24 protein-coding genes and 1 tRNA gene are annotated in these 23,443 nt (G+C 58.7%); 11 read left to right on the top strand and 14 right to left on the bottom strand.

Features of this window, described 5'->3' with window-relative positions; genetic code table 11:
- Window positions 1–227: 227 nt before the first annotated feature.
- Complete coding sequence (locus QQJ98_RS08600) at window positions 228–596, top strand: hypothetical protein (protein WP_284323387.1); 369 nt, start codon at window positions 228–230, stop codon at window positions 594–596.
- 190 nt (window positions 597–786) lie between these two features.
- Here QQJ98_RS08600 and QQJ98_RS08595 read toward each other — a convergent pair whose 3' ends face one another.
- The 4 genes from QQJ98_RS08595 to QQJ98_RS08580 form a co-directional block, all read right to left on the bottom strand.
- Window positions 787–1,044 (bottom strand): HNH endonuclease, encoded by a 258-nt coding sequence (locus QQJ98_RS08595; RefSeq protein WP_284323386.1) that lies wholly within the window; start codon window positions 1,042–1,044, stop codon window positions 787–789.
- A gap of 140 nt (window positions 1,045–1,184) precedes the next feature.
- Window positions 1,185–2,543, bottom strand: coding sequence for a primase-helicase family protein (locus QQJ98_RS08590; protein WP_284323385.1), 1,359 nt, complete (start codon window positions 2,541–2,543; stop codon window positions 1,185–1,187).
- A 505-nt stretch (window positions 2,544–3,048) separates the two neighbouring features.
- Complete coding sequence (locus QQJ98_RS08585; protein ID WP_284323384.1) at window positions 3,049–3,870, bottom strand: acyl-CoA desaturase; 822 nt, start codon at window positions 3,868–3,870, stop codon at window positions 3,049–3,051.
- Between the two features lie 364 nt (window positions 3,871–4,234).
- A tRNA-Gln gene (locus QQJ98_RS08580) sits at window positions 4,235–4,309 on the bottom strand.
- Window positions 4,310–4,411: 102 nt separating this feature from the next.
- Here QQJ98_RS08580 and QQJ98_RS08575 point away from each other — a divergent pair.
- Window positions 4,412–5,590, top strand: a complete 1,179-nt coding sequence (locus QQJ98_RS08575) for a BaiN/RdsA family NAD(P)/FAD-dependent oxidoreductase (RefSeq protein ID WP_284323383.1) — start codon at window positions 4,412–4,414, stop codon at window positions 5,588–5,590.
- Window positions 5,591–5,767: 177 nt separating this feature from the next.
- Here the strand turns inward: QQJ98_RS08575 and kdsA are convergent, their stop codons facing one another.
- The 4 genes from kdsA to QQJ98_RS08555 form a co-directional block, all read right to left on the bottom strand.
- On the bottom strand, window positions 5,768–6,598 hold the full coding sequence (gene kdsA / locus QQJ98_RS08570; RefSeq protein ID WP_284323382.1) for a 3-deoxy-8-phosphooctulonate synthase: 831 nt from the start codon (window positions 6,596–6,598) through the stop codon (window positions 5,768–5,770).
- Window positions 6,595–8,322 carry a capsule biosynthesis protein gene (locus QQJ98_RS08565; protein ID WP_284323381.1) on the bottom strand — a complete coding sequence of 576 codons (1,728 nt, stop codon included), beginning with the start codon at window positions 8,320–8,322 and terminating at the stop codon, window positions 6,595–6,597. Before QQJ98_RS08565 ends, kdsA begins: the two co-directional genes overlap by 4 nt.
- Complete coding sequence (locus tag QQJ98_RS08560; RefSeq protein WP_284323380.1) at window positions 8,306–8,959, bottom strand: ABC transporter ATP-binding protein; 654 nt, start codon at window positions 8,957–8,959, stop codon at window positions 8,306–8,308. The genes QQJ98_RS08565 and QQJ98_RS08560 overlap by 17 nt, the downstream gene beginning before the upstream one ends.
- Before the next feature lie 420 nt (window positions 8,960–9,379).
- Window positions 9,380–10,615: a Na+/H+ antiporter NhaA gene (locus QQJ98_RS08555; RefSeq protein WP_284323379.1), complete on the bottom strand. Its 1,236-nt coding sequence runs from the start codon at window positions 10,613–10,615 to the stop codon at window positions 9,380–9,382.
- 152 nt (window positions 10,616–10,767) lie between these two features.
- Between QQJ98_RS08555 and QQJ98_RS08550 the strand changes: the two genes are divergently transcribed.
- From QQJ98_RS08550 to rpsI, 3 genes are all read left to right on the top strand, one after another.
- Entirely contained in the window at window positions 10,768–11,544 is a 777-nt protein-coding gene (locus QQJ98_RS08550) for an SseB family protein (RefSeq protein WP_284323378.1), read from the top strand.
- A 232-nt stretch (window positions 11,545–11,776) separates the two neighbouring features.
- On the top strand, window positions 11,777–12,241 hold the full coding sequence (gene rplM, locus QQJ98_RS08545) for a 50S ribosomal protein L13 (protein ID WP_284323377.1): 465 nt from the start codon (window positions 11,777–11,779) through the stop codon (window positions 12,239–12,241).
- 2 nt (window positions 12,242–12,243) lie between these two features.
- Window positions 12,244–12,729: a 30S ribosomal protein S9 gene (gene rpsI / locus QQJ98_RS08540; RefSeq protein WP_284323376.1), complete on the top strand. Its 486-nt coding sequence runs from the start codon at window positions 12,244–12,246 to the stop codon at window positions 12,727–12,729.
- Between the two features lie 249 nt (window positions 12,730–12,978).
- Here rpsI and QQJ98_RS08535 read toward each other — a convergent pair whose 3' ends face one another.
- Window positions 12,979–13,191 carry a DUF1127 domain-containing protein gene (locus tag QQJ98_RS08535; protein ID WP_284323375.1) on the bottom strand — a complete coding sequence of 71 codons (213 nt, stop codon included), beginning with the start codon at window positions 13,189–13,191 and terminating at the stop codon, window positions 12,979–12,981.
- Between the two features lie 89 nt (window positions 13,192–13,280).
- On the opposite strand from QQJ98_RS08535, the gene QQJ98_RS08530 reads away from it, so the two are divergent.
- The 6 genes from QQJ98_RS08530 to QQJ98_RS08505 all read left to right on the top strand — a co-directional run bounded on the left by QQJ98_RS08530 (window position 13,281) and on the right by QQJ98_RS08505 (window position 19,039).
- Window positions 13,281–14,681 (top strand): aminotransferase-like domain-containing protein, encoded by a 1,401-nt coding sequence (locus tag QQJ98_RS08530; RefSeq protein ID WP_284323374.1) that lies wholly within the window; start codon window positions 13,281–13,283, stop codon window positions 14,679–14,681.
- Between the two features lie 121 nt (window positions 14,682–14,802).
- Window positions 14,803–15,054: a hypothetical protein gene (locus tag QQJ98_RS08525; RefSeq protein WP_284323373.1), complete on the top strand. Its 252-nt coding sequence runs from the start codon at window positions 14,803–14,805 to the stop codon at window positions 15,052–15,054.
- A gap of 133 nt (window positions 15,055–15,187) precedes the next feature.
- Complete coding sequence (locus QQJ98_RS08520; protein WP_284323372.1) at window positions 15,188–16,135, top strand: ABC transporter permease; 948 nt, start codon at window positions 15,188–15,190, stop codon at window positions 16,133–16,135.
- Window positions 16,132–16,938, top strand: coding sequence for an ABC transporter permease (locus tag QQJ98_RS08515; protein ID WP_284323371.1), 807 nt, complete (start codon window positions 16,132–16,134; stop codon window positions 16,936–16,938). The genes QQJ98_RS08520 and QQJ98_RS08515 overlap by 4 nt, the downstream gene beginning before the upstream one ends.
- Before the next feature lie 32 nt (window positions 16,939–16,970).
- Window positions 16,971–18,047 carry an ABC transporter ATP-binding protein gene (locus QQJ98_RS08510; RefSeq protein ID WP_284323393.1) on the top strand — a complete coding sequence of 359 codons (1,077 nt, stop codon included), beginning with the start codon at window positions 16,971–16,973 and terminating at the stop codon, window positions 18,045–18,047.
- Entirely contained in the window at window positions 18,014–19,039 is a 1,026-nt protein-coding gene (locus tag QQJ98_RS08505; protein WP_284323370.1) for a capsular polysaccharide export protein, LipB/KpsS family, read from the top strand. The genes QQJ98_RS08510 and QQJ98_RS08505 overlap by 34 nt, the downstream gene beginning before the upstream one ends.
- Before the next feature lie 13 nt (window positions 19,040–19,052).
- Here the strand turns inward: QQJ98_RS08505 and QQJ98_RS08500 are convergent, their stop codons facing one another.
- From QQJ98_RS08500 to QQJ98_RS08480, 5 genes are read right to left on the bottom strand one after another with little or no spacing between them, the layout of a single operon-like run.
- Window positions 19,053–19,667, bottom strand: coding sequence for a TetR/AcrR family transcriptional regulator (locus QQJ98_RS08500; protein WP_284323369.1), 615 nt, complete (start codon window positions 19,665–19,667; stop codon window positions 19,053–19,055).
- Window positions 19,664–20,536, bottom strand: coding sequence for a polyphosphate kinase 2 (gene ppk2 / locus QQJ98_RS08495; RefSeq protein WP_284323368.1), 873 nt, complete (start codon window positions 20,534–20,536; stop codon window positions 19,664–19,666). Before ppk2 ends, QQJ98_RS08500 begins: the two co-directional genes overlap by 4 nt.
- A 27-nt stretch (window positions 20,537–20,563) precedes the next feature.
- Window positions 20,564–21,541: an alpha/beta fold hydrolase gene (locus QQJ98_RS08490; protein WP_284323367.1), complete on the bottom strand. Its 978-nt coding sequence runs from the start codon at window positions 21,539–21,541 to the stop codon at window positions 20,564–20,566.
- Window positions 21,516–22,433: a homoserine O-acetyltransferase MetA gene (gene metA / locus QQJ98_RS08485; RefSeq protein ID WP_284323366.1), complete on the bottom strand. Its 918-nt coding sequence runs from the start codon at window positions 22,431–22,433 to the stop codon at window positions 21,516–21,518. Before metA ends, QQJ98_RS08490 begins: the two co-directional genes overlap by 26 nt.
- Before the next feature lie 25 nt (window positions 22,434–22,458).
- Window positions 22,459–23,295, bottom strand: a complete 837-nt coding sequence (locus QQJ98_RS08480) for an ATPase (RefSeq protein WP_284324928.1) — start codon at window positions 23,293–23,295, stop codon at window positions 22,459–22,461.
- Window positions 23,296–23,443: the final 148 nt, after the last annotated feature.

Here is a 23,443-nt window from a genome sequence, read left to right as displayed (position 1 = left end):
GTAGGCGTAAATGACCACCGGGCTCCGGTCGTGGCTGGATGAAAGACCAGTGGCAGGTCAGGACCGATAAACCCGAGCTGTATAACAGCCTGACCGCCTGCATTAGCCAAACCGAGTGGATGAACAGTTCAGTTGCTAAGGGCGACGAGCAATTCGAGTGCCTGCGCTACGATGGGCGGGAAGTTTACCAGTATGTCGAAATCACCAAACGGTAAGAGGGAGAACACATGTTTTCAGTCTTGATACGTCTTGCCTTGACCGCCGGTCTTGCAGCACTCGCAGCCTTGGCCGCAAGTAACTGGCAGAACTACTATCAGCGCCAACTTAACGAAAGCTTCACCAATTTTCTGGTCATTGGCAGTTTGATCGTCCTCGGAGGGCTGGCCGTTGCAGTTTGGTCATTCAGGACAAGGCTGTTCGGGCTGTTGGTGCGTGCCTTGCTATCAGTGCCCTTCATCGGCTTCATCATTCTGGTGATCGTTTGGGTTCGACCGACACGCGATCAACCCTTGGCGGTGATGTTTTTCATTGGGCTCTGCGCAGTTTGCGTGCTTCTGATCGCCGCAATGTGGAGCTATTGGCCTAAGAAACCTTAACTAAGACCCTCAGTGGCTTCGGCTGCTGGGGGTGCCTACTTTGCTTTTTTCATCGTTTCCAGAAGCTGATGCGGGTCTTGGAAGGGGGCTTGGGCTGGTTTTTGATCTGCGGATTTCTGGGCGGGTAGCGGGAGTAAGAAGGGCCCCGTAGGGCCGTTCTAAGGGTGCGGAGGGTGCTGATTCATGCAACCTAGGGGTGCATAGCCACAGTCCCGAGGTAGGCTCTGTCGATGCCGTTTGCCCAGTATTCCCAGTCGTCGTGCTTGTTGTCAGCCTTAGTGCCGATGGTCAGATGTTCGGGGTTTACGCAGCGACGATTGTGGCAGCGGTGACGGATCACCTGATCACTGCTGGCAGCGGTTTCGGTTAGCGCGCAGTAGATGAACCGATAGGCTGTGAACTGCAACCTTGCGAAGCGTACCTTTCTAGTCGCGGTGGTTTCGGTCAAGAGGCAACCGTTCTCATCTCTGACAGCTTCGGAGACGAGTTTATAGGCCAGAGACTGGGCGGCGTCTTTCTGGGTGGCCAAGATTTCATCCCATAACTGTTGCGAGTTGTCTCGGAAGTCAAAGAACTGGAGCTGTGGCATTAATTGATCACCACTGTCGCTGGCAGGTAGTCGCAGACAGCCGCGACCAGACCGTTAGAGTTATAGATATTTCCGTCAGCGACCGAGTGCCCCGGCTTTGCCCACAGCACCCGCGCATAGTCAGCCCCGCCCCACTTTACGTTGCAGTGGGTCCAGCCAAGTTCCATCATCAAGTGCCGGGTGGCGTTTGCACTGTTCCGGAACGTACTGGCTACGAAGTCTGCCACCTCAGTTTGGGTGACGATTAGGTACTTTTTGGCGTCTAAGAACTCTTGCAGCTGTTCGATGTTGGTATGGGCAGCGGCCCCTTGAAGTTGCTTCATCAACGGGGTGCCATGAAGTTCGGTGTTAAGTGTTTGCCCGTCAAAGCTGTCGCTCAGTGTTCTGGCCATCAGGGCGTTATATAGATAAGCGATCTGAGCAGGCTCACGCATTGCCGCAACGATTTGGCCGACGAGGGTTGAAAATTCACCAGCCCGTGGACCTGAAGCATAGCCAGCATGGCCTGTGTTGACGATATAGTAGCGACGTTCACCCTGTTCCAAGAAGGTGGGCAAATGGTTGGTGGTGAAGAGAAAACAAGAAACAAGGGGGGTCTGTTCTGCTTCTCTGCCCTTGCGTTCAGTGGCAACCACCTTATCGGTGATGTAGGTCTTCAGGGCATTGGACTGGTTGGAGTCTGGCCGCAGGCTGAGTTCCTCGGAGATCACCAGTCGGTTGGTGAAGGCAAAGTTGTTGAAACGGGATGTCAGCTTGTCCACGTTGTTTTGGGTGGCAGTGTTATCAGCGCCAAACAGGTTGCGTGCGAGGTCGCAGAAGGTGCTTTTGCCTGTTCCTTTTTCTTTGGAGTAGAGAAGTAGCGCCCAAGCTGGCTTTTGGTCTTCGTGTTGCAAGCAGTATGCTAACCAGTCGAGGATGCGTGTCCTTTCTTCCTCTCGTGGAAAAACCCAGTTGAAGAATTCCTCAAACGGGCCGTAGGTGGCTTCGGTGATGCCTAGGCCACGATAAGTCGGAGATTTCCAAGTATTCAGGCTTACGGTGCCGTTGGATTTCCAGATGACCCTGTTTGGGTTTCCGGGGTGACACGCCATAGACCCGCCCCACACTGGTACGCTGCGGTTTCGGTCGGAATGTTTGCGTTCGATGCCAATGTCGAACACTTGCTTGAGCAGCGGTTGGGTGACTTGCTCGACTGGATACCTAGTGCCAAGTGTGGCGATGAAGGCTTGCTCAATGTCTCGGCGGGATAGTGGTTCGGTCGGGTGGTCAACGTGATAAAAGCGGGTCTCTCGGCGCACGTAGGAGGCGCAGAGATCGGTGCAGAGGGTGTCGAAGAGCAGGTTAGTCTGTATGGTCAAGATTTGTTCCTTTAAAATTGGGCATATGCTGAAAAAATTGCATATCGAACCATGAGACAGGGTGATTATGAAAAATGCCGGCGTCGGTGCTGGCTGAACCCGATCCTGATTTCTCAGGCGCTGATGGATCCTCGCTGGGTCATCACTAGGTGTTCGTAGGCCATATGCACCTGAGCCTGCGCGACGTCAAGCCGTAGGCGTGGTCTTGAAATATCCGTGGCTGAAAATGTCTCTCCCTTGTCACCCGCACTGCATGTGAGTTGGTTGAGGATGGCCTGCATCCGGTGCATCGAACGCCAGCAATTGATGCTAGTACGGTTAGCTAGGTGGGAGGAGAGGATGGGGAGGGTGGTTATTCCCTATAAGATCTAGGGGGAGGAGGAGCACTACCTTCCAGTCCCTCCAGATAACCCTTTATCATCCATTACTTATACCTATTCCTCCAGCCGAAAGTGAACAAGCAGAGGCAAGGTAAGCTGTGGTTGGTGATGGGCACGTCCAAACACTATTCTAAGCGTCTAAGCCCTTCACGAGCGGCCTTGCTTTCCGGCCCGGCAACGTTTCGAGCGAGGCCAACCGCCGCCAGTCCCTGAATGAACCACCAGCCCGGATCTGATTGCCCGGGATGTAAACCCAAGCGGGCCGAGTGTGGAAAGGCGTGATGATTGCCGTGCCAGTTCTCGCCAAAAGTCAGTAACCCAAGACCCGGCAAATTGTAACCTTGCACTGGCAATCCATCTATCACCCAAGCCTGATGCCCTTTGCGATGCGCAAAATGCCCGACCATCCAGTGCCCGAACAACGACACCGCAATCCGCAGACTAACGCCCCAAAACACCAGATCTATACCTCCCACTAACCAGAGGCAGAGCACCAAAGGGAGTTGTTGCAGCATCCACCACCGCTCCAGCCATTGATAGAACGGGTCATCGGCAATGCGATCCTCAACAACAAACAGTGGAGGCGATTCAAGCAAAAAAACGCAATGAACTTGCCACCAGAAATCTTTCCAAAATCCAGCGCCATGCGATGGATGCGGTGGGCAGATCCTCTGCCGCTGATGCCAATCGCGCATGTCATGGGCCCGTATCATTCCTAGAGGTCCAGCCATTCCCACCAGCACACCCAACCATACCAGCATCCGTTCCAGCCATGGAGAGGTGTCAAAGCTGCGGTGGATCAGAAGTCTGTGCATCCCGACCGAATGCCCGGCGCAAATTGTGATTGCGGAGAAAAACACAAATACCGCCAGACCCTGTAAAGACGGCGCGAAGACCACAGCGAGCACCCCCAGCATCGCGTGGGCGCTGAACCAGAGCGACTTCACCGGCTCCCAGACAATCCGTCCGTCTACCGCAGACGCCGACGCAACGGCGAGCACTCTATCAGTCGAGATTAGTGCTTCGCCCAATCCACTGCTGCCCTTCGCCGAAATCCCATATCGCAAGCTATAAACAATGAACCTTTAACTTAGCAATAGGCTCAAAGCGTCATCGCCCCCGCCAACACTCACCCCGCCACCCGCACTTGGGGCATCGCTTGGGGCACTTCTGCCAACGAACGCCCCATGGTCCGCCAAAACCGCGAATAACGGCAGGCCAGCAAACCCGCGCCTAAGCCTTTGACCGCAAATAAGAACGCCCAGCGACATTGCCGCTTTTCTCAATTAGTCTGACAATTCTGAAGGAAGTTGGCTGGGGCGGGAGGGATCGAACCTCCGTATGTCGGTACCAAAAACCGATGCCTTACCGCTTGGCGACGCCCCAACTGCGGCGGTATTTAGCGAAGGGTTCCGGGGGGTGCAAGGGGCATTTTGCGAAAATCTTCGTATGGTTGTCAGGCGCGTGTTTGGCAGCGTATGAGGGGCTATGGAACAGATGGATGTCATTGTTTTGGGCGCGGGCGCGGCGGGGATGTTTGCCGCGATCGAGGCTGGGCGGCGGGGGCGCAGGGTCTTGGTGATCGACCACGCCAAGTCTGCGGGCGAGAAGATTCGCATCTCGGGCGGGGGGCGGTGCAATTTCACCAATCTGGGGATTGCGGCGGATCGCTTCATCTCAAAAAATCCGCGCTTTGCGTTGTCGGCTTTGAAGCGGTTCAGCCAGTGGGATTTCATCGCGCGGATGGATGGTGCTGGCATTGCCTGGCATGAAAAGACCCTGGGCCAGCTGTTTTGTGACGGCTCGGCCAAGCAGGTCGTCGATATGCTGCTGGGCGATATGGCGCGGGCGGGGGTGGCCTTGTGGCTCGGCTGTGGTGTGACGGCGGTGCGGCGGGGGGCTGCGGGGTTTGAAGTTGAAACCGCGCGGGGGCTGGTGCGGGCGGCGTCGGTGGTGGTCGCCACAGGCGGCAAGTCGATCCCGAAGATGGGGGCGAGTGGGTTCGGCTATCAGGTTGCGGAGAGCTTTGGGCTGGGCGTGGTCGAATTGCGCCCGGGTTTGGTGCCGCTGACCTTTGCTGCGCAGGAACTGGACTGGATGGTGCCGCTGGCCGGGGTTGCGGTGCAGGGGCGGGTTTCTGCGGGCAGGACCGGCTTTGATGAGGCGGTTCTGTTCACCCATCGCGGGCTGTCGGGGCCTGCGGTGTTGCAGGCGTCCAGCTATTGGCGTGAGGGGGACGAGATCCGGCTGGATTTGGCACCGGGCCTTGATGTGGCGGCGGTGCTGGGGCAGGCCAAGCGCGCGCAGGGACGGGCAGCATTGCGGACCGTATTGGCGCGCATCCTGCCCGAGAAACTGGCGCGGCATATCGAGGCCGATTTGGCGATCACGGCGCCGATGGCGGAGATAAGCCGGGCCGATCTGGAGCGGGTCACCCTGATGCTGCGGGAGTGGCGGCTGCGCCCGGTGGGATCGGAAGGCTACCGCACGGCAGAGGTGACTTTGGGCGGGGTTGATACCGATGGCCTCGATGGCCGGACGATGATGGCGCGCGGCGTGCCGGGGTTGTTTTTCATCGGCGAGGTGGTCGATGTCACCGGCTGGCTCGGCGGCTATAATTTTCAATGGGCGTGGTCGTCAGGCTGGGCTGCAGGGCAGGTTGCGTGAAGCTGTCCACGCGTGGACATTTTATCACCTGTTAGTTATCAATGGCTTACAGGGGCCTTATTCATCATTTCTTAACATTTTCCGCTAAAATTTGTCTAAAAGTGTCATCCTCTCTGTCTAAATATCCCGGGGGTGCGGGGGCTGGCCCCCGCTCTTGCCCCATCAACCCGCACCGCTTCAAACGTGCAGCGGATCGGCTTTCGCCAAGCGGTCAAATGCCATCAGGCTGGCGATCAGCGCGGCCATTTTATCCAGCGGGATCATGTTTGGGCCATCCGAGGGGGCAGTATCGGGGGCCTCGTGCGTTTCAATAAACACGCCAGCAATGCCCAAGGACACCGCCGCGCGCGCCATCACCGGGGCGAATTCGCGCTGCCCGCCGCTTGATCCGCCCAATCCACCGGGTTGTTGCACGCTATGGGTCGCATCCATGATCACCGGATAGCCCGTGCGCATCATGATCGGCAGGCTGCGCATATCGGTGACAAGCGTGTTATAACCAAAACTTGCGCCGCGTTCGGTTAGCAGGATGTTGTCATTGCCGGTTGAAGCGACTTTGCTGGCGACATTTTCCATATCCCAAGGTGCCAGAAACTGCCCCTTTTTGATGTTCACCACCGCACCTGTTTCGCCCGCCGCCAGCAGCAGATCGGTTTGGCGACACAAAAAGGCCGGTATCTGGATGATATCGACAACATGCGCCGCCGCGCGCGCTTGTGCGGCATCGTGAATGTCGGTCAGCACCGGCACACCCGTGGCACGCACGGCCTCCAGCACCTTCAGCCCCGCGTCCATCCCCATGCCGCGACGGCCTGAAAGTGAGGTGCGGTTGGCCTTGTCGTAGCTGGCCTTGAACACATATTGCGCCCCCGCTGCGGCGCAGGCCTCTGCCATCACACCCGCGATCATCTGGGCGTGATCAAGGCTTTCCAACTGGCACGGGCCTGCGATCACCAGCAAAGGTTGGTCATTGCCGACGCACAAGCCGCCGATGTTAATCTGTTTCATCCAGAGGTGACCTGTTCATAAAGGATGGCGATGGTCATGGTGATCATCAGATAGATCCCGATCAGGATCAGCATGACCACCAAAGTCGACTCGAAAGCGCGCGGGTAGGCGGCTTCATCCGCCTCAACCGGGTTGACCGAGACCGACAGATAGCGGGTCTGCCGGTTGGCCTCATTGCGGGCAAGTTCTGTGGCCTGCAGCGATTGCGCCAGCATCAGCTGCCGGGTCTGCACCTCGGCCTGCGCGACCAGCAGTTCCGACTGCACACGCGCCAGCGATTGGCCGTTGGCGTCATTTTCGGTCAGCTTGGCGCGCAGCTGCGCGGTTTGATCCTCAAGGGTCGCAATGCGGCGCTTGACGGGTTCCATCCGGGCCTGATTGGGGTTGGAGTTCGCCTCCATCTGCGCCAGCGACAGCCGCTCGGTGGTCAGCTGCGTGTCCAGCTGGCCGATCTGCGCGGTGATCAGGCTGATTTCAACCTCGGACGACAGCACCTTGGTTTTCTCTTGCAAGCCAACCACGGTTTCATTGGCCTCTTTCAGCTTGGCCTCGGCCTCGTCATAGCTTTCGCGCGCGCCCTTCATCTGATCATCGCGCACCCGCGCGGTCATCATGTCAACGCGTTCTTCGGCATAGCCCAGCAAAGCGTTTGAGAATTTGACCGCCGTTTGCGGATCGGCGGCAATCACCTCCATCTTCACCACGCCTTCGGTGGGATCGTAAGAGATTTTCACGAATTTATGGTACAGCTTGTAGACCGCGCCTTGGGTCGCATCCGGCGCAAGCCGTTGCAGCGCATCCATATTCGGCCCCGAGAAATGCGCGCGGAAATTAAGATCCTTGTCCAGACGCTCCATCGCGTCCTGACTTTGCAGATAGCCTTGCACGGTGATCGAATCCTGCGACGTCGCCATCGCAGAGCCTTTCAGCATCGAGCTCAGCCCCGACGGCGCTGCATCATTCTGCTGGATGACGAATTCGGTGCGGCTGGAATACAGCGGCGTTGCGATGGTGTAATAATAGATCCCTGCAAGGATGGTCGGCAGCATCACAAACACGAACATCCGCGCCGCCAGCAGCAGCGATTTCTTGCGCCGCCGTGCCACGATATCGCGCTGAATCTTGCCGACTTCGGCGAAATGCGCGCGCTCGATCTGCTCTTCGGTGGACGGCAGTTGGATCGGTTTGATGGTTTGCGGCAACTGCACGCCATCGCCGCCCGGGGTGACGGTCAATGCGCGCGAGCCGGGCGATTTTGGCGGGCCGTCGCCAGACGAGACCAGCTCCAGCACGGAATTGGCCTGAAACGGGTCGATGCCTGCGTTGCGCAGCAGCCGCACCGCATCGAAATCCGAAGTTGCGGGCAGGCCGTGTTTTTGCGCCAGCCTGCGTGCCATGCGCAACTGCCGCCCGGTCAGACCCTCTTGCCGGATGGTGTCGATGTCGGCGGGGGCAGAGTCCGCTGCCGCAGCGGCGTCGGGTTTTGCCGCGGTGGGAAAGCGCATGCCCGCAAAGCCATCGTCTTCATCGGTGGGAAAGAAGGCGCGATCGCCGATCTTTGGTTGCGTGGCGGGTTTACCCGCTTTGGCGGTGGGTTGTGGCTGTGGCGCGGCTGTCGGTTTGGCCGCAGGCATGGCGGCGCTGGTCGGCGGCAACGGGGCAGGTGCCTCAATCGGGTCTGGGCGGCGGGTGCGAAACCGCTGAACGCTAAGCTTGGTAGTCATAAAGCCGCTTCGCCTCTTCTAAAGATTCAAACATGTACAATTGACCATTGCGCAACACCGCGGCCGAGCGGCAGAACTTTTCCAGCGTCGCTGGCTGGTGCGAGACCACCACGACGGTGGCATTTTTCAGCCGCTGGCGCAGCACTTCGCCGGCCTTGCGGTTGAATTCCACATCGGTCGAGGAGGGCATCCCCTCATCGATCAGATAAATATCAAACTCCAGCGCCAACATCAGCGCGAAGGAAAACCGCGAGCGCATGCCAGAGGAATATTTGCCAACCGGCTGGTCGAAATATTCGTCGATATTGGCCAGCCAGCGGCAAAAACTTTCGACATAATCGGGATCAAGCCCATAAAGCCGGGCGATATAGCGGGCATTTTCGGTTGCGGTGTGTTTGGCAAGAATGCCGCCCATAAACCCCAGCGGAAACGAGATGCGCGAGGTGCGCACGACGCGGCCTTCGTCAGGCTTTTCCAGCCCTGCCATCATGTTGATGATCGTGGTCTTGCCGGTGCCGTTGCGGGCAAGGATGCCAAGGGAATTGCCGACCTCAACACTGAACGAGGCGCGGTCAAGGATCACCTTGCGCGACTTACCTGTCCAGAAGGACTTACTGACATTTTCAAACGCGATCATGGCTGCCCGGCGGGCCTGCCTCCTGCTTCTAAATCGTTTCAGGCCAGCCTGCGCCAACCTTAGCCCGGATGTGTTAACGCTTGGTTCATGGTTGCCCACAAGAGCCAATGCCAGATTTATCCCGGCTTTGAGGCATCATTATGTCGCATCTGTGGACAATGGCGCAAGGTGGGGCGATGGCGGCTTGGGGAAATTCGGTCGCAAGCCTTCGGTTTTCAGGACATCTTTGCGGTGGTTCGCGCCAGGGATGCGCAGGTTTTCGCACTGCAATCCCACGGCGCAAAACGCCGCTAAAACGGCGTGTATTTCAATATTTAGTGGGTAAATTTCTCCGATCCGCAACCTACAGAGATTTGTCCCAGCTGGGACAGAATTTGCAGCAAAACCAGACCGGCTTTATGCCAGTTGCAGGCAGGATTTTCAGCGCCGGGTCAACCGCGCCAGCAGCAGCGCGAAAGCGCCCGCCAGCAACGACAGCGCCAGCCCCATCCTTGCGGCTTCGGCCATGCCGCCGCCGGGCAAAGCGGTCTCCAGCGCCAGAACCGGCACGGTAAAGCCCAAGCCCAGCAGCGCCGCGATCAGCAACAGCTCTCGCAGGCGGATGCCTTGCGGCAGGGTGCGGCGGGTGATGCGCGCGGCCAGCATGCAGCCGACCAGAAACCCCAAGGGCTTGCCGATCCAGAACGCGGCAAGCGTGGTCAGGGTGGTGGGGGCGAAGGCTGCAAAGTCGATGCCGCCACGGGTCAGCCCGAACAAAAACAACACCAGCGCCAAGGGCCGCACCAGCAGATGTGCCAGCCGGTTCAGCGGATCGTGCAACAGATTTTCGGCCTCGGCAAACAAGCCAAAGCTGCGGTCGGCATGCGGAATGGCTGGCAGCACCGGCAGCAGCCCCAGCGCGGGCGGCAGCCCAGCGGCCGCAATCCCGACAAAGGAAATCACGCCTGCCAGTATATAGGGCCAAAGCTGCAAGCCACGCCGCCGTGCCGCCTCTGACGCCTTGGGGCTGGGGCGGCGACCGTACAGCGCCCAGACCGCAAAGCTCGCGATCAGCGGCAGCACCAACCAGCCCAACCGGAACAACCCACCACTGGGATAGGACAGGCCCAGCACCAACAGCCCCAGCACATCGCAGGCAATGGTGACAAGCAGCAGCACATGCAGCGCCGGATGCCCTGCGCCAAACACCCGCCGCCCGATCACATAGCCAAGCACCACATCCGATCCCAGCGGCACCTGCCAGCCGATGGCGACAGATGCCTCTGCGGCGGTTTCGATCATCGTGCCTGCGATGATCCAGACCACGGCGGCACCAAAGGCTGCCCCGACCACCCCGCCAAGCGGCACAATGGATTGCGGGCCGGACAAAGCGCCGCGCTCCAGGATCAGCGCCTCCCACAATTCTTTGCCGACAAAGAACATGAACAGCGCCATCAAGCCATCCGAGGTGATGCTGGCAGGCGTCAGCGCCGGACTTTGCACGCCCCAGCGCGTCAGCCACTCGGGCAGAAAGCCGGGTGCATGCAAATCGGCCAGCCGCCATTCGATGAAATCATAGTAGCTGGCAGCGTTCAGGTTCAGCCACAGCGTCGCCGCAAGGATGCCAAGACACAAAGCCAGCGCGAAATGACGCACGAAAGGCGAGACACGATACATAGGGGCAATCCGCGGCAGAGGGGCTGTTACCTCTCAATATCTGGTGGGCCGATGGCTCACAACGAGGATTTGCCAGAAGTCTTGCAGTGTTGCAGTGCTGTTGTGATCCGTTGGGTCGTGGTAACACCAGCACGGATAGAACGGAGGATGCGATGCAGGAACTCGATCAGGCTTATGCGTTGATGCAGGCGGGCGATGCGCAGGCGGGGTTGCGGTTTTACCGATTGCTCGCCGACGCCACATTGTTCTTGCTGCTGGAACGCGAAGCCGAGGGCGAGCGGGTTGATCCCAAGGTGTTTGATCTGGAGGAAGGCCCGGTTTTGCTGGCCTATTCCAGCGAGGAACGTCTGGCCGCGATGGGCGACGGCCCCTTGGCCTATGCAGCGCTGCCGGGACGGTTGATCGCGCATCAGATGCTGGGGCAGGGCCTCTCGTTGGGGCTGAACTTCGGCTCGGGGGCGGCGTCAGAGGTGCTTCTGCCGCCCGAGGCCCTGCGCTGGCTGTGCGAGATGTTAGAGGCCACCCCGGTGGAGGTTGACGCGGTGCCTGCACAATTTTTCGCGCCCAAAGGCCTGCCGGATGCACTGAGCGACGCTTTGAGCTTTACCTTGGGCGGGGCTGCAGGTTTGGCGCGGGCGGCATTGTTGGCGGGGGTGCGCTATCGCGATGGGCGGCTTGGGCACATGTTGGCGGTGATTGACGCACAACCCGGCGCAGAAGACGCTTTGGCACGCGCACTTGGCGAGGCTTTGGTGTTTTCCGGGCTGGAGGCTGGCGAGTTGGATGTGACGTTTTTGGCATCGAGCGAGGCTGTGGTGGCGGAACTGTCGCGGGTGGCGGTGGTATTCGAGGTGCCGGATCTGGCGGTTGAGGCACCGCTTCAACGTGCGGCGCCGGGGATGGATGGCAAACCCCCAGTCTTGCGGTGAGCGCCGGGGTTTCACACCCCGGGCCCCGTGGGATATTTTTCCAGAGAGGATGACCAATTTTAGTCAATCTGTCTTGATCGAAATGGGGGTAATATAATACCGTATCTTTTATGCGATTGAAATTGCTTGTTATTATGTTTGATGCAGCGCTTGACGCTGTGCGGGCTTTGCGCGATAAGCCGCCATCCGAAATGCGAGAGGGGACTCTCGCCCTCTCTCTTATGGGTTCGATATGAAAACCTTCTCCGCTACGCCTGCGGACATTGACAAGAAATGGATCCTGATCGACGCCGAAGGCATCGTTCTGGGCCGTCTTGCGACGATCGTGGCAAACATTCTGCGCGGCAAAAACAAGCCGACCTTCACCCCCCACATGGACATGGGTGATAATGTTATCGTCATCAACGCGGATAAAATCCAGATGACCGGTAACAAGCGCAACGACAAGATCTACTACTGGCACACCGGCCACCCGGGCGGCATCAAGCAGCGCACTGCCAAGCAAGTCTTGGAAGGTGCTCATCCCGAGCGCGTTGTGATCAAGGCTGTTGAGCGTATGATCACCCGCAACCGTCTGGGCCGCGTTCAGATGACCAACCTGCGCGTTTACGCGTCGGCTGAGCATCCGCATGAGGCGCAACAGCCCACCGTTCTGGACCTTGCGGCCCTGAACCCGAAAAACACTCGGAGCGCGTAACCATGTCCGAAATCAAATCTCTCGACGATCTGAAATCGGCTGTTGGCGCAGCAGCACCTGCTGCTCCGGCTGCCATCGTGCGCGTCGCTGTGCGTGACAAGCTGGGTCGCGCTTATGCGACCGGCAAGCGGAAGAACGCTGTTGCGCGTGTCTGGATCAAACCGGGTTCGGGCAAAGTCACCGTGAACGGCAAAGAGATGGCGGTTTATTTCGCGCGTCCTGTGCTGCAAATGATCCTGCGTCAGCCGTTCACCGTTGCTGGCGTTGAAGGCCAGTTCGACGTGATGGCGACGGTTGCTGGTGGTGGTCTTTCGGGCCAAGCTGGCGCTGTGAAGCACGGCGTGTCGAAAGCACTGCAGTTGTATGAGCCCGCCTTGCGCGGCGCTTTGAAAGCCGCTGGCTTCCTGACACGCGACAGCCGTGTGGTTGAGCGTAAGAAATACGGCAAGGCGAAAGCCCGTAAATCGTTCCAGTTCTCGAAGCGCTAAGCTTTACTGGTTTGGACTGTGCAAAAGGCCCGTGGTGTTCCACGGGCCTTTTGTTTTGGCGGCGGGTGGTTTGCTTTTGTCCCCGCGGGGACAGATTTTCTGCTGTCCCAGCGGGGACAGACTTGTGTGTGTCGGGCGGTTTTTTGGCAGTTTTCCACAACATGTTGTGGTTTTTGACCTTTTTCCGTTTGGCTATAAAAAAACGGGCCGGAAAAACCGGCCCGAGGTTGGGGAACAGGGAGAATAGTCTCAGGCGCGCCAGAACGGCTTTTCAGCCTCTTGTTCGGCATGGCTTTCTGACAGGCCGATATCGCGCAGCATGTGTTTGGGCATCTGGGCCAACTGCTTTCGGGTGCGATGGCGCAGCTCCCAGCGCGCAACAGTCAGCGCCAGCGCGACCACGACGCGCGACAGCGGCGGCAGGTTTTGGGCATTGAGGGCGACGGCTTGGGAATACGACATTTGCTTCATCCGATTGTATTGATACAAGATGCAGTTGCCTGCTATGATTGATACAATGTTGGCCACCGAATCGCCAGAGGAACATTGTGATGCATACAATCTGGGTGCCGGATCTGTCGGGCGACGAAGGCCCGAAGTATTTGTCGCTGGCGCGGGCCTTGCGCGAAGCGATCCGCACCGCCGCTTTGCCACAAGGCACACAATTGCCAACGGTGCGCGATCTGGCTTACCGCTTGGCGGTGACGCCGGGGACTGTCAGCCGCGCCTATCAGATTGCCACGCAAGAGGGGCTGTTAGAGGCGACTGTGGGGCGCGGCACCTTTGTCGCCGCACGCAGGCCACGGCTGGGGCCGTCGCAATCCCTGTTCACCGACCGCGATCCGGGCGTGGACGAGGGCCGGGTTGATCTGCGGTCACCTCAATTGCCGGACGTGGGGCAGACGGCGATCTTTGGCGATATTCTGCGCAAAGTCTCGCTGGATGTCGGCATCGAATGGCTTGATTACACACATCAAAATGGCGAGGCACCGCTGCGTGAGGCGGTGGTGACATGGCTGTGCAACCGCGTGTTGGGGCCGATTTGCGAAGATGATGTCATGCTGACGCATGGCGGGCAAAGCGGCATCGGGCTGGTGCTGGATTGCTGTCTGCGCGGCGACCGCCCGGTGGTTTTGATCGAGGATCTGGCCTATCCGGGCTTTCGCTATGCGGCGCGGGCGGCGCGGGCCGAGGTGATCGGGATCGAGTTGGACGAAGAAGGCATCCGCCCGGATGCGCTGGAAGCCGCCTGCAAACGCTATGGCGCGCAGGTGCTGTGTCTGACGCCAAGCGCACAAAACCCGACCACCGCGCGGATGAGCCCCGAGCGGATGTCCCAGATTGTATCCATCGCGCGGCGGTACGATCTGCAAATCATTGAAGATGAGTGCTATTTCTACTCGGGTGCGCCCGACCCTGCGTTGCGGGCCTTGGCACCGGAACGGGTGTGGTATGCGGGCAGCCTGTCAAAATCTGTCTCGGCTGCCCTGCGGTTTGGCTATGTGATTTGCCCGACCGGGATGGGGCCAACCGGGCGCTTGGCGGCGCAACATGCGTTCTTTGCGCTGTCAAAACCTTTGGCGGCTTTTGCGCTGGAATTGTTCAACTCGGGTGCTGCCGATGATATCCGCGCCTCGGTTGAGGCAGAGTTTTCGGACCGTTTGCAGATGGTTATCAACCGCTTGGGTGCGTTTGATCTGTCTTGGCAAAAGGGGATTCCCTTTGCATGGTTGCGGCTGCCGCAGGGCTGGCGGGCCTATACATTCACCCGGATGGCCGAAGAGCAGGGCGTTTTGCTGCGCGCCGCCGATCAATATGCCATGAGCAATGGCCGTGCGCCCAATGCGGTGCGACTGGCGATTGCCGGCGGTATTCCGCGCCAACAGCTTGATGCGGGGCTTGCGGCGATGGGCTATATGCTGCCGCGCCCGCCGAATGATATGGCGGTTTGAATGTGTGGCTTTCTGGACTCGGATGCGCACAATCCCATCGGCGGGAATTGACCGATCGGCGGCAAAGCGCCAGATTCAAGCTTCGAGCGGTAAGCCAGACACATAAAAGAAAGGCCCACAAATGGGACTTCAAACCACGTTTCACGCGCCGGGAGCGGGCGCTGATTTCCTCGGGTTGCGCAAATCGCGCGCTGGGGCGACCGAAATTGTCTATGATGATGGCGCAAAGCAACGGCTGGTCTGGCGGGTGTCGGATGGCAGCGGCGATGAGGTGATCTCGGATGCGCTGCAGGCTGCGGTCGGCGCGCAAAGGGTGCTCGCCAGCTTGTATGACGAGCTTAAAAAGCGGGCGATTCAGATCGAGCGGATCTGAACACCACCTGTTTCGCTTGCGCGAGAGGCACTTGGCAGCAATGATCAATTAAATCTTGCATCGTTTCGCAGGATCGGATCAATTTGATCAAATGCGCCAAAAGTGCCAGCAAAGGTGCTACAGGGGGAACGGGATGCAATCGAAACCAAAGGTGCGCTTCTGGGGATCAGAGGCCGCCAACGGGCTGTTGATGATCAGCCCGACCGCAATTTACGCGATTTTGCTGCTCGCGGCACCGCTTGCGATGATTTTCGCCTATAGTTTCATGACTGACGGCTATCTGAAGATCATCCCAGAGTTTCAGCTGTGCAACTATTTTGGCGAGTGTCATTCCTACAAGGATGTGAACGGCGCGCGGTCGGTGGCGCAGACTTATCGCGGGGTTTGGTCGGACCCGCTGGCGCTGACGCTGCTGTGGCGGTCACTTGTGATTTCATTGGTGGTGACGGCGACGACAGTGCTGCTGGCGTTTCCGGTTGCCTATTTTGTCAGCTTTTATGTGGCGCCGTCGAAAAAGTCGCTCTGGCTGTTTTTGATCACCATTCCGTTCTGGACCAGCTATCTGATCCGGGTGTTCCTGTGGAAAGTGATCCTTGGCACGGGGGGGGTGATCAACTCGGGCTTGCTGGAGATCGGGCTGATTTCCGAGCCGATCACCTGGCTTTTGTACAATGCCAATTCTGTGGTGATCACGCTGGCGCATGCCTATGCCCCCTTCGCGATCCTGCCGATTTTCGTATCGCTGGAAAAGATCGACCGCTCTTTCCTGGAGGCTGGGCGTGATCTGGGCGAAAGTCCGTTCATGACGTTCTGGCGGGTGACGCTGCCCTTGGCGATGCCGGGGGTGGTTTCGGCGGTGCTGATCGTGTTCATCCCGACGATTGGCGATTATGTGACGCCCAATCTGGTCGGGGGACCAGAGGGTAAGATGGTCGCCAACCTGATCGAGTTGAACTACAAGAAGCTGGACAATTATACGCTGGGATCGGCGCTGGCGATCTCTTCCATGGCCATCGTGATGGCGGTCAGTCTTTTGTTCCTGTTCTTGAACAGACGGTTTCTGAAGGGGAACAAGCGATGAAGGGCGGCTGGTTTCGCGGCTATACGATAGCCTATCTGATCTTTCTGTATGCGCCGATCGTGCTGCTGCCGATCTTTGCCTTCAACAACTCGACCACGGTGGCGTTTCCGCTGAACGGCTTTACGACCTTGTGGTTTGGCAAGTTGTGGGAGGATCCGGCGCTGCACCGTGCGCTGAGCAATTCGCTGATCATCGGCATCAGTGCGGCGGTGATTTCAACCGCGCTTGGGGTGTTCGCCTCGCGTGCCTCGACCCGCTATGCGTTTCCGTTCAAGGGCGGGCTGATGGGGTTGATCATGCTGCCGCTGGTGTTGCCGGATATCATTCTGGCGGTGGCGCTGCTGACGGTTCTGCTGGGGATCGGCACGCCGCTTAGCTTGATGACGGTGATTTTGGGGCATGTGCTGGTCTGCACGCCGTTCTCTATTGCGATCCTGTCGGCGTCGTTCCAATCGCTGGATCACTCGCTTGAGGAAGCCGCCTATGATCTGGGCGAAACGCCGATTTCAGCATTCCGGCTGGTGATATTGCCGCTGGTGCTGCCGGGGATCATTTCCAGCCTGCTGATCACTTTCACCATCAGCCTTGATGAATTCATCATGGCGTTCTTTCTGGCGGGCAATGAAAACACCCTGCCGGTCTATATCTTTGGCCAGTTCCGCTTTCCGCAGAACGTGCCGGTTATTTTGGCGCTGGGGACGATTTTGGTCTGTCTGTCCATCGCTTTGCTTGCAACCGCAGAATATTTCCGCCGCCGTGGCATCGCCAAAACCGGTGGTAAGGATACTGGAGGCTTCCTGTGACGTCTGAAAAACCCACCATGTCCGGTCAGACCATGATCGAGTTCAAAGACGTTCATAAATATTACGGCGATTATCACGCCTTGCGCGGGATCACCGCGACGATCAAGGCGGGGGAGTTTTTCAGCCTGCTGGGGCCTTCGGGCTGTGGCAAGACCACGCTTTTGCGCACCATTGCCGGGTTTGAGGGGATTTCCTCGGGTGTGGTGATGATCGACGGCAAGGATATGGTATCGGTGCCCGCCAATGTGCGGCCGACCAATATGGTGTTCCAGTCCTACGCGATTTTTCCGCATCTGACGGTCGAGCAGAATGTCGGCTTTGGTCTGCGTAAAGACCCGCGCTCAAAGGCAGAAAAGGCGGCGGCGGTGGCCGAGGCTTTGGAAATGGTCGGGCTGAAGGGCTATGGCGCGCGCGCGGCGCATGCGCTTTCGGGGGGGCAGCGGCAGCGGGTGGCTTTGGCGCGGGCGCTGATCCTGAAGCCGAAGGTTTTGCTGCTGGACGAGCCTTTGTCTGCGCTGGACAAGAAGATGCGCGAGCAGATGCAGATGGAGCTGATCAAGCTGCAACGGCAGGTTGGCATCACCTTTATTCTGGTGACGCATGATCAGGAAGAAGCCTTGGTGATGTCGGACCGGATTGCGGTGATGTTTGAGGGTGAGATCGCGCAGCTGGCCGATCCTGAAACCTTGTACAGGCGTCCGAACAGCCGCAAGGTCGCTGATTTCATTGGCACAATGAACTTCCTGCCTGCCGAAATCCTTTCGGAAATCGACGGCAAGGTTGAGGTCGAGGCCAAGGGGTTTGGCCGTCTGACTTTGGATGCGGAACAGGTTTCGGTGGCGCCTGGAAGCTCTAGCGCCTCGATCGGTTTTCGGCCAGAGACGCTGACCATCCTGTTTGATGGCCAAACTGCGACCGACCGCGAAAGTCGCGCCGAGGTGGTCGAGGTCGTCTACTACGGCGATATGACCTATTACGATATCAAGCTTGAAGGCACGACCGAGCCGATGCGGTTGTCGATGCGCAACGTGTTTGGCCGCCCTGTGCTGGATATTGGCACGCAAACGCGGGTGGCATGGTCGCCGGGCGCGCTGGTTTTGTTCCGCTGATGCTCACGGCTGAACGGCTGGCCGATCTGCCGCCGACGCTGTTCTTTCACGCCCGCGCCAAACTGGCGCTGGCGCTGGAAAAGCGGCATTTCAAACTGCTGAGCGCCTTTGCCGATCACGCGCTTGCGCAGGGTTGGCAGGTTCAGATCACCGACAGCACGGTGGGTCAACATGAGCTTGCCGCCAGCTTTCCGCAGCATCTGCATGTGTTCATGGAAGATCGCGGCTTTTACGCGCGCAATATTTTCCACTGCGTTCCCAGCTATTTGCGCGGGTTTTGGTTCTTTGATCAGATCGGTGTGCGCAACAATTCCTTGCAACGCCTATCGCCTTTTGACGCCGAGGCCGTGCCAAAGCGCCGTGCAGAGCGTTTTCTGGCCAAACTTGCACCGCAGTTCGTCGAGGCCAATCGCAGCAAGTTTGACCAGATGCCGCGCGGGGCCGAAGCTGTCCCGGCGGGATGTCTTGCGTTCTTTGCGCAGGATTTCAAACCGCCCAAGCACCACACGCATTATCTGAGCGTGCCCGCGATGATCGAGGCCGCGATTGCCGCCAAAGGCAGCCGTGCTGTGTATATCAAGCCGCATCCCAACCAAAGCTTTGATGAATTAGAGCTGCTAAGCCACTATCATGACCCAGAGCAAGGCGTGCATGTTGGCATGGCCTCGATCCATGATCTGCTGGCGGCCTGCGATTGCGCCGTGACGTTGAGCTCTGCGGTGGGGTTTGAGGCGTTCTTGCACCAAAAGCCGGTGGTGCTGGGCGGGCAGACCGATTTTTGGCAGAACGCCATCACCCTGACCGATGCCGCGCGGATGCCGCAGGCTTTGGCCGCCGCGATGGCGCGCGATTGGCCGCATGCGGGGTATCTGCAGTGGTATTTGCAAAAGTTTTGCCTTGAGGACCGGGCCGAGGATTTGCCGCGCTTGTTGGCCCGTGTGCATCAACGTGGCTATGCTTTGGGCGATCTGAGCCAAACGGGCTACTTCTAAGCCTTTGGTTTGGCTAAGCGTCGGGGCGCAGCAAGCCCAGCCCACGCAGATAAATCCCGATGCCTGCTTCCAGCAAATCCTCGGGCGGGAACGGGCTTTTCGCCCCCGGTGCGCCGCGCATGTAAAGTTCAACGACGCCGTGGCTCATCGCCCAGATATGGGCCGAGAACATCGTGGCGGGCGGACGCTTGCCCGGTGGCAGGTGTTGCGACAGCTTTTCAGCCGCCTGTTCCAGCACCGCGCGGGCTTTTTGCGCGACGATGGCAAGATCAGGATGCGCTTGCAGGCTGAGGCCGGATTCAAACATCGCCTTGTAATGGCCGGGATATTTGCGCGCAAAGGCCAGATAGGCACGGCCCGTCGCCTCGAACGCCGCCAAAGCTGTGGGCTGGCCGTTGTTATAGGCAAATTCCATCAGGGCCGCGAAGATATCATAGCCTTGCCGCGCCACCTCGGCGATCAGATCATCGCGGCCCGCAAAATGCCGATATACAGCGGCGGGGGTGACATCGGCGGCTTTGGCGGCTTCGGACAGGGTAAAGCCGGTCGGACCCTGATCGGCAATCAGGATCAGAGCCGCCTCGACCAGCGCTTGCCGCAGGTTGCCGTGATGATAGCCACGTTTCAATCGATCTGCCTTTTCTTCGGGCCACCGCAGATCTTTTCATCGATCTTGCCGATCACGTTCGGGTCTTTGCCTTTGTAGTCAACGGATTGCAGGATGTTCTGTATAACGCAAAGCCGGGTGCGCAGCTTGTCATCCGACAAGATCACCGTCCAAGGCGCGTATTTGAAATGGCTTTGCGCAAAGGTTTCGTCAATCGCGGCGGTGTATTCATTCCATTTCGCAAGGCCGTCTATGTCGATCTGCGACAGCTTCCATTGCTTGAGCGGGTCTTGTTCACGATCCAGGAAGCGTTGCAACTGCTCGGCTTGGCCCACCTCAAGCCACAGCTTGATCAGGATGATGCCTTCATCGACCAGCATGCGTTCAAACTCGGGCAGTTGGCGGAAGAATTTCGCGCGCTGCTCGGGGGTGCAAAAGCCGAAAACATGCTCGACAATGCCGCGATTGTACCATGAGCGATCGAAAAAGGCGATCTCACCCGCCGCAGGCAGCCAATCGACGTAGCGCTGAAAATACCATTGCGCGGCCTCGCGGTCGGTCGGTTTCGGCAGCGCCACGATGCCCGCGACGCGTGGGTTGAGGTTTTCATGGGCTGCGGCAATCGCGCCACCTTTGCCCGCAGCATCGCGGCCTTCAAACACCACCACCATGCGCTTGCCAGTCGCCTTGATGTCGGCGGCCATGCGCACAAGCTGCACTTGCAGCGCCTCCATCTGGGTTTTGTAGTCGGATTTCTTCAGTTCTTCGCGGTAGGGATAGTCCTTCCACAGAATTTCATCCTTGCTGGCCTTTTCAATGGTCTTGCGCACCTCTTTCGGGGCGGCTTCCTTGAAATAGCGGCTGATCGCGCCGTCAAAGGGCAGGTCCATGATATCCTCCGGTTCGGGTTTGACCCACTATGGCGATTGCGGCGGGCTGTGCAATCCAGAGCGTTGAGCGGCGCGCGCAATCGCCGCAAGCGCCGCCGTGCGATGGCTGTAATGGGGCATGTGGCCCGCGCCGTCCAGCACGGTCAAATGCGCGTTGGGCATGCGGGCGGCAAACGGAGCTGAATGGATTGCCAGCGGCACGGTGGTGTCGGCGGTGCCGTGGATCATCTCTATCGGCAGGGTCAGCTGCGGATAAAGCGGTTCTTGTGCGACAATTTCAGGCCGCAGATCATTCACTTGCGCAAAATTCGCCCGCAAGGTGGTGCGCCGCAGCGCCAGTTTCGCCGCAATCGCTGTGGCATAGCCGGGCGGCACCGGATCGGGGGAAAACACGGCGGCGATGCTGCTGTCCACAAAGCTGTCTGGCACATAGGCTGCGGCAAGCGGCGGGATCAGGGCGGCACCGATGCGGCTGTCGCTCAGGCGGTAAAAGATGTCGAGCGGCCCCGGCCAAGGCAGGCTGGGGGCCGATATCAGCACCAAAGCGCGTGGTTTCAGCGGCGCAAACAGCGCCCAAGCCAAAGTGACCGAACCGCCGTAGCTTTGGCCGACAATGATCGGATCGTGCACGTTCAGTTGTGCGGCGGCGTCGGCAAGATGAAGGGCCTGTCCACGGATGGATTGATCGGGGATCGGGTCAGACCAGCCCAGACCGGGGCGATCAAAGGCAATCACCCGGTAGGATTTTTCCAGATCGGCGGCCAGCGCCACCGTCAGATCGCGCGCATTGCCCGAGGCACCGTGGATCAGGATCAGATCCGGGCCAGCGCCTGTGACATAGACATGCACCTGCACGCCGTTCACCGTCAAAAACTGGCCCTGCGCCGGAAACTCGGCCAGGATCGCGGCCTCGCGGCTTTGCGCGCGGTAGAGTGTGACGCCCGAGACGCCGCCCAAAAGCGCCGCTGCAATCAACAATTTACCGGCCAATTTCTGCCATGTCATAAGGCGTGCTCTGATAGATCTCATTGATCCAATTGCCATAAAGCAAATGGGCGTGGCTGCGCCAACGGTTCAACGGAGGTAGTGCTGGATTGTCGTTCGGGTAGTAGTTGTCTGGCACATTGATCGGGGTTCCGGCCGCAATATCGCGGTCGTATTCCTGTTTCAGCGTGTCGCTGTCATATTCAAAATGGTTGAAGATATACAACGCCCGGTGCGCGGGGTCTTCGACCAGACAGGGGCCGACCTGCTCGCTGCCCAAAAGCGTGCGCAGGCCGGGGGCGGCGGCGATTTCGGCGTCTTTCATCTCGGTCCAGCGGCTGACCGGGATGACAAATTCATCGGAAAACCCGCGCAGGAAAGGCGAAGTCGGGGCAAGGTTCTGATGGCGAAAGCACCCGAACGCCTTGTGATCCAGCATATGTTTGGCGACGCCGTGGAAATGGTTGATCATCGCCATGCCGCCCCAGCAAACGCCAAAGGTGGAATGGACGTTGGTTTGGGTCCAATCCATCACCTCGCGCAGCTCGTCCCAATAGGTGACGTCGCTGAACTCCAGATGTTCAATCGGCGCACCGGTGATGATCAGACCATCGAATTTATCGGATTTCACCTCGGAAAACGGGCGGTAGAAGGTTTCCATATGCTCTGCCGCAGTGTTTTTCGCCTGATGTTCCGACATGCGGATCAATTGCAGATCAATCTGCAGCGGGGTGGCCCCGATCAGGCGGGCAAATTGGTTCTCGGTCTGGATTTTCTTCGGCATCAGATTCAACAAACCGATGCGCAACGGGCGGATTTCCTGTGCCTGCGCCCGCTCTGGCGACATCACCATGACGCCTTCGTTCCGCAGAACGTCAAAGGCGGGCAGGGTGGCGGGCAGGGTGATCGGCATGGGTTTATCCTGATAAACGAGTGAGTTAGGCGTGGTTGTTCGTGCGTTCAAGTGCCGTCGCGATCATATCATCGAAATCGGCGGGCGATTTGACCTGTGCCACCTCTTCGGCGGTGACGGTGATGCCCCAGCGCGCCATCGCGGCATAGCGCGGTTGGCGGTGATCCAGCAGGCGGGCATAGCCAAAGCGCAGGAAGGCATCCGGGTCAACCGAGGTTGCGGATTTACCTTGCAGATCAAGATACTCCGCCCATAACTTCAACAAGAAGTCCGGCCGGTAATACATCGGCTTGGGGCTGCGATCAAAGCGGCGGGCCAATTCGGCCTTATGCGCATCCGAGCCTTTGATCCAGACCAGAAGCTGATTGCCCGCCAGCGCCTGCATCACCGGATCTTGCGGGTTTTCGGCATCGACCACTTCGCAGATCGAACCCGAGGTATCGCAGATAAAGTTCTGATAGCCATAGATATTCTGCGCACGCTCGACAAAGCGCGGCACGTCCAGCATCGCCGAAATTTCAGCCTGCGCATGTTGGGCTTGGCGGCGCTGATATTCTTCAAACGCAATGCCACCGCGCGCCGGATCACCGGGCTTGCCGAGATAAGTCGACAACGGCGCGAGATTGTTGAAAGTGATGTTCGAGGCGATATAGACCGAATCCGTCATCAAGAGTTCGCGCAACAGCGGCACTTTCATCGCCTCGCGCTTGAAATTGTCCGCGATGTATTCGTTCATATAGCGGGTGCCGATGCGGTAATCGACCGAGTAGTGGAACCAGCCGCCCGCGCCCGCTTGCCCCCCCATGACCTGAACAGAATCGCGCAGCATGTTCGACAGGTAGGTTTTGCCAAGGCCGGACATGCCAAAGAGCAAAACGCGCTTCTGCTCGGCGGCGCGAAAATGTTGTGCTGAGGTGTAGATCTCGGTGGTCGCCGTATCATTAAAAAATTTTGTTACAGGCGCAGGCCGGGAGGGGGAAGCGAAAATAAACGCGGCCCCGCAAGCACTG

Source organism: Cypionkella aquatica, assembly GCF_030161095.1.
GTDB lineage: Bacteria > Pseudomonadota > Alphaproteobacteria > Rhodobacterales > Rhodobacteraceae > Cypionkella > Cypionkella aquatica.
Note: the sequence above shows the minus strand (reverse complement) of the source record. Positions and strands in the feature narration are given on the sequence as shown.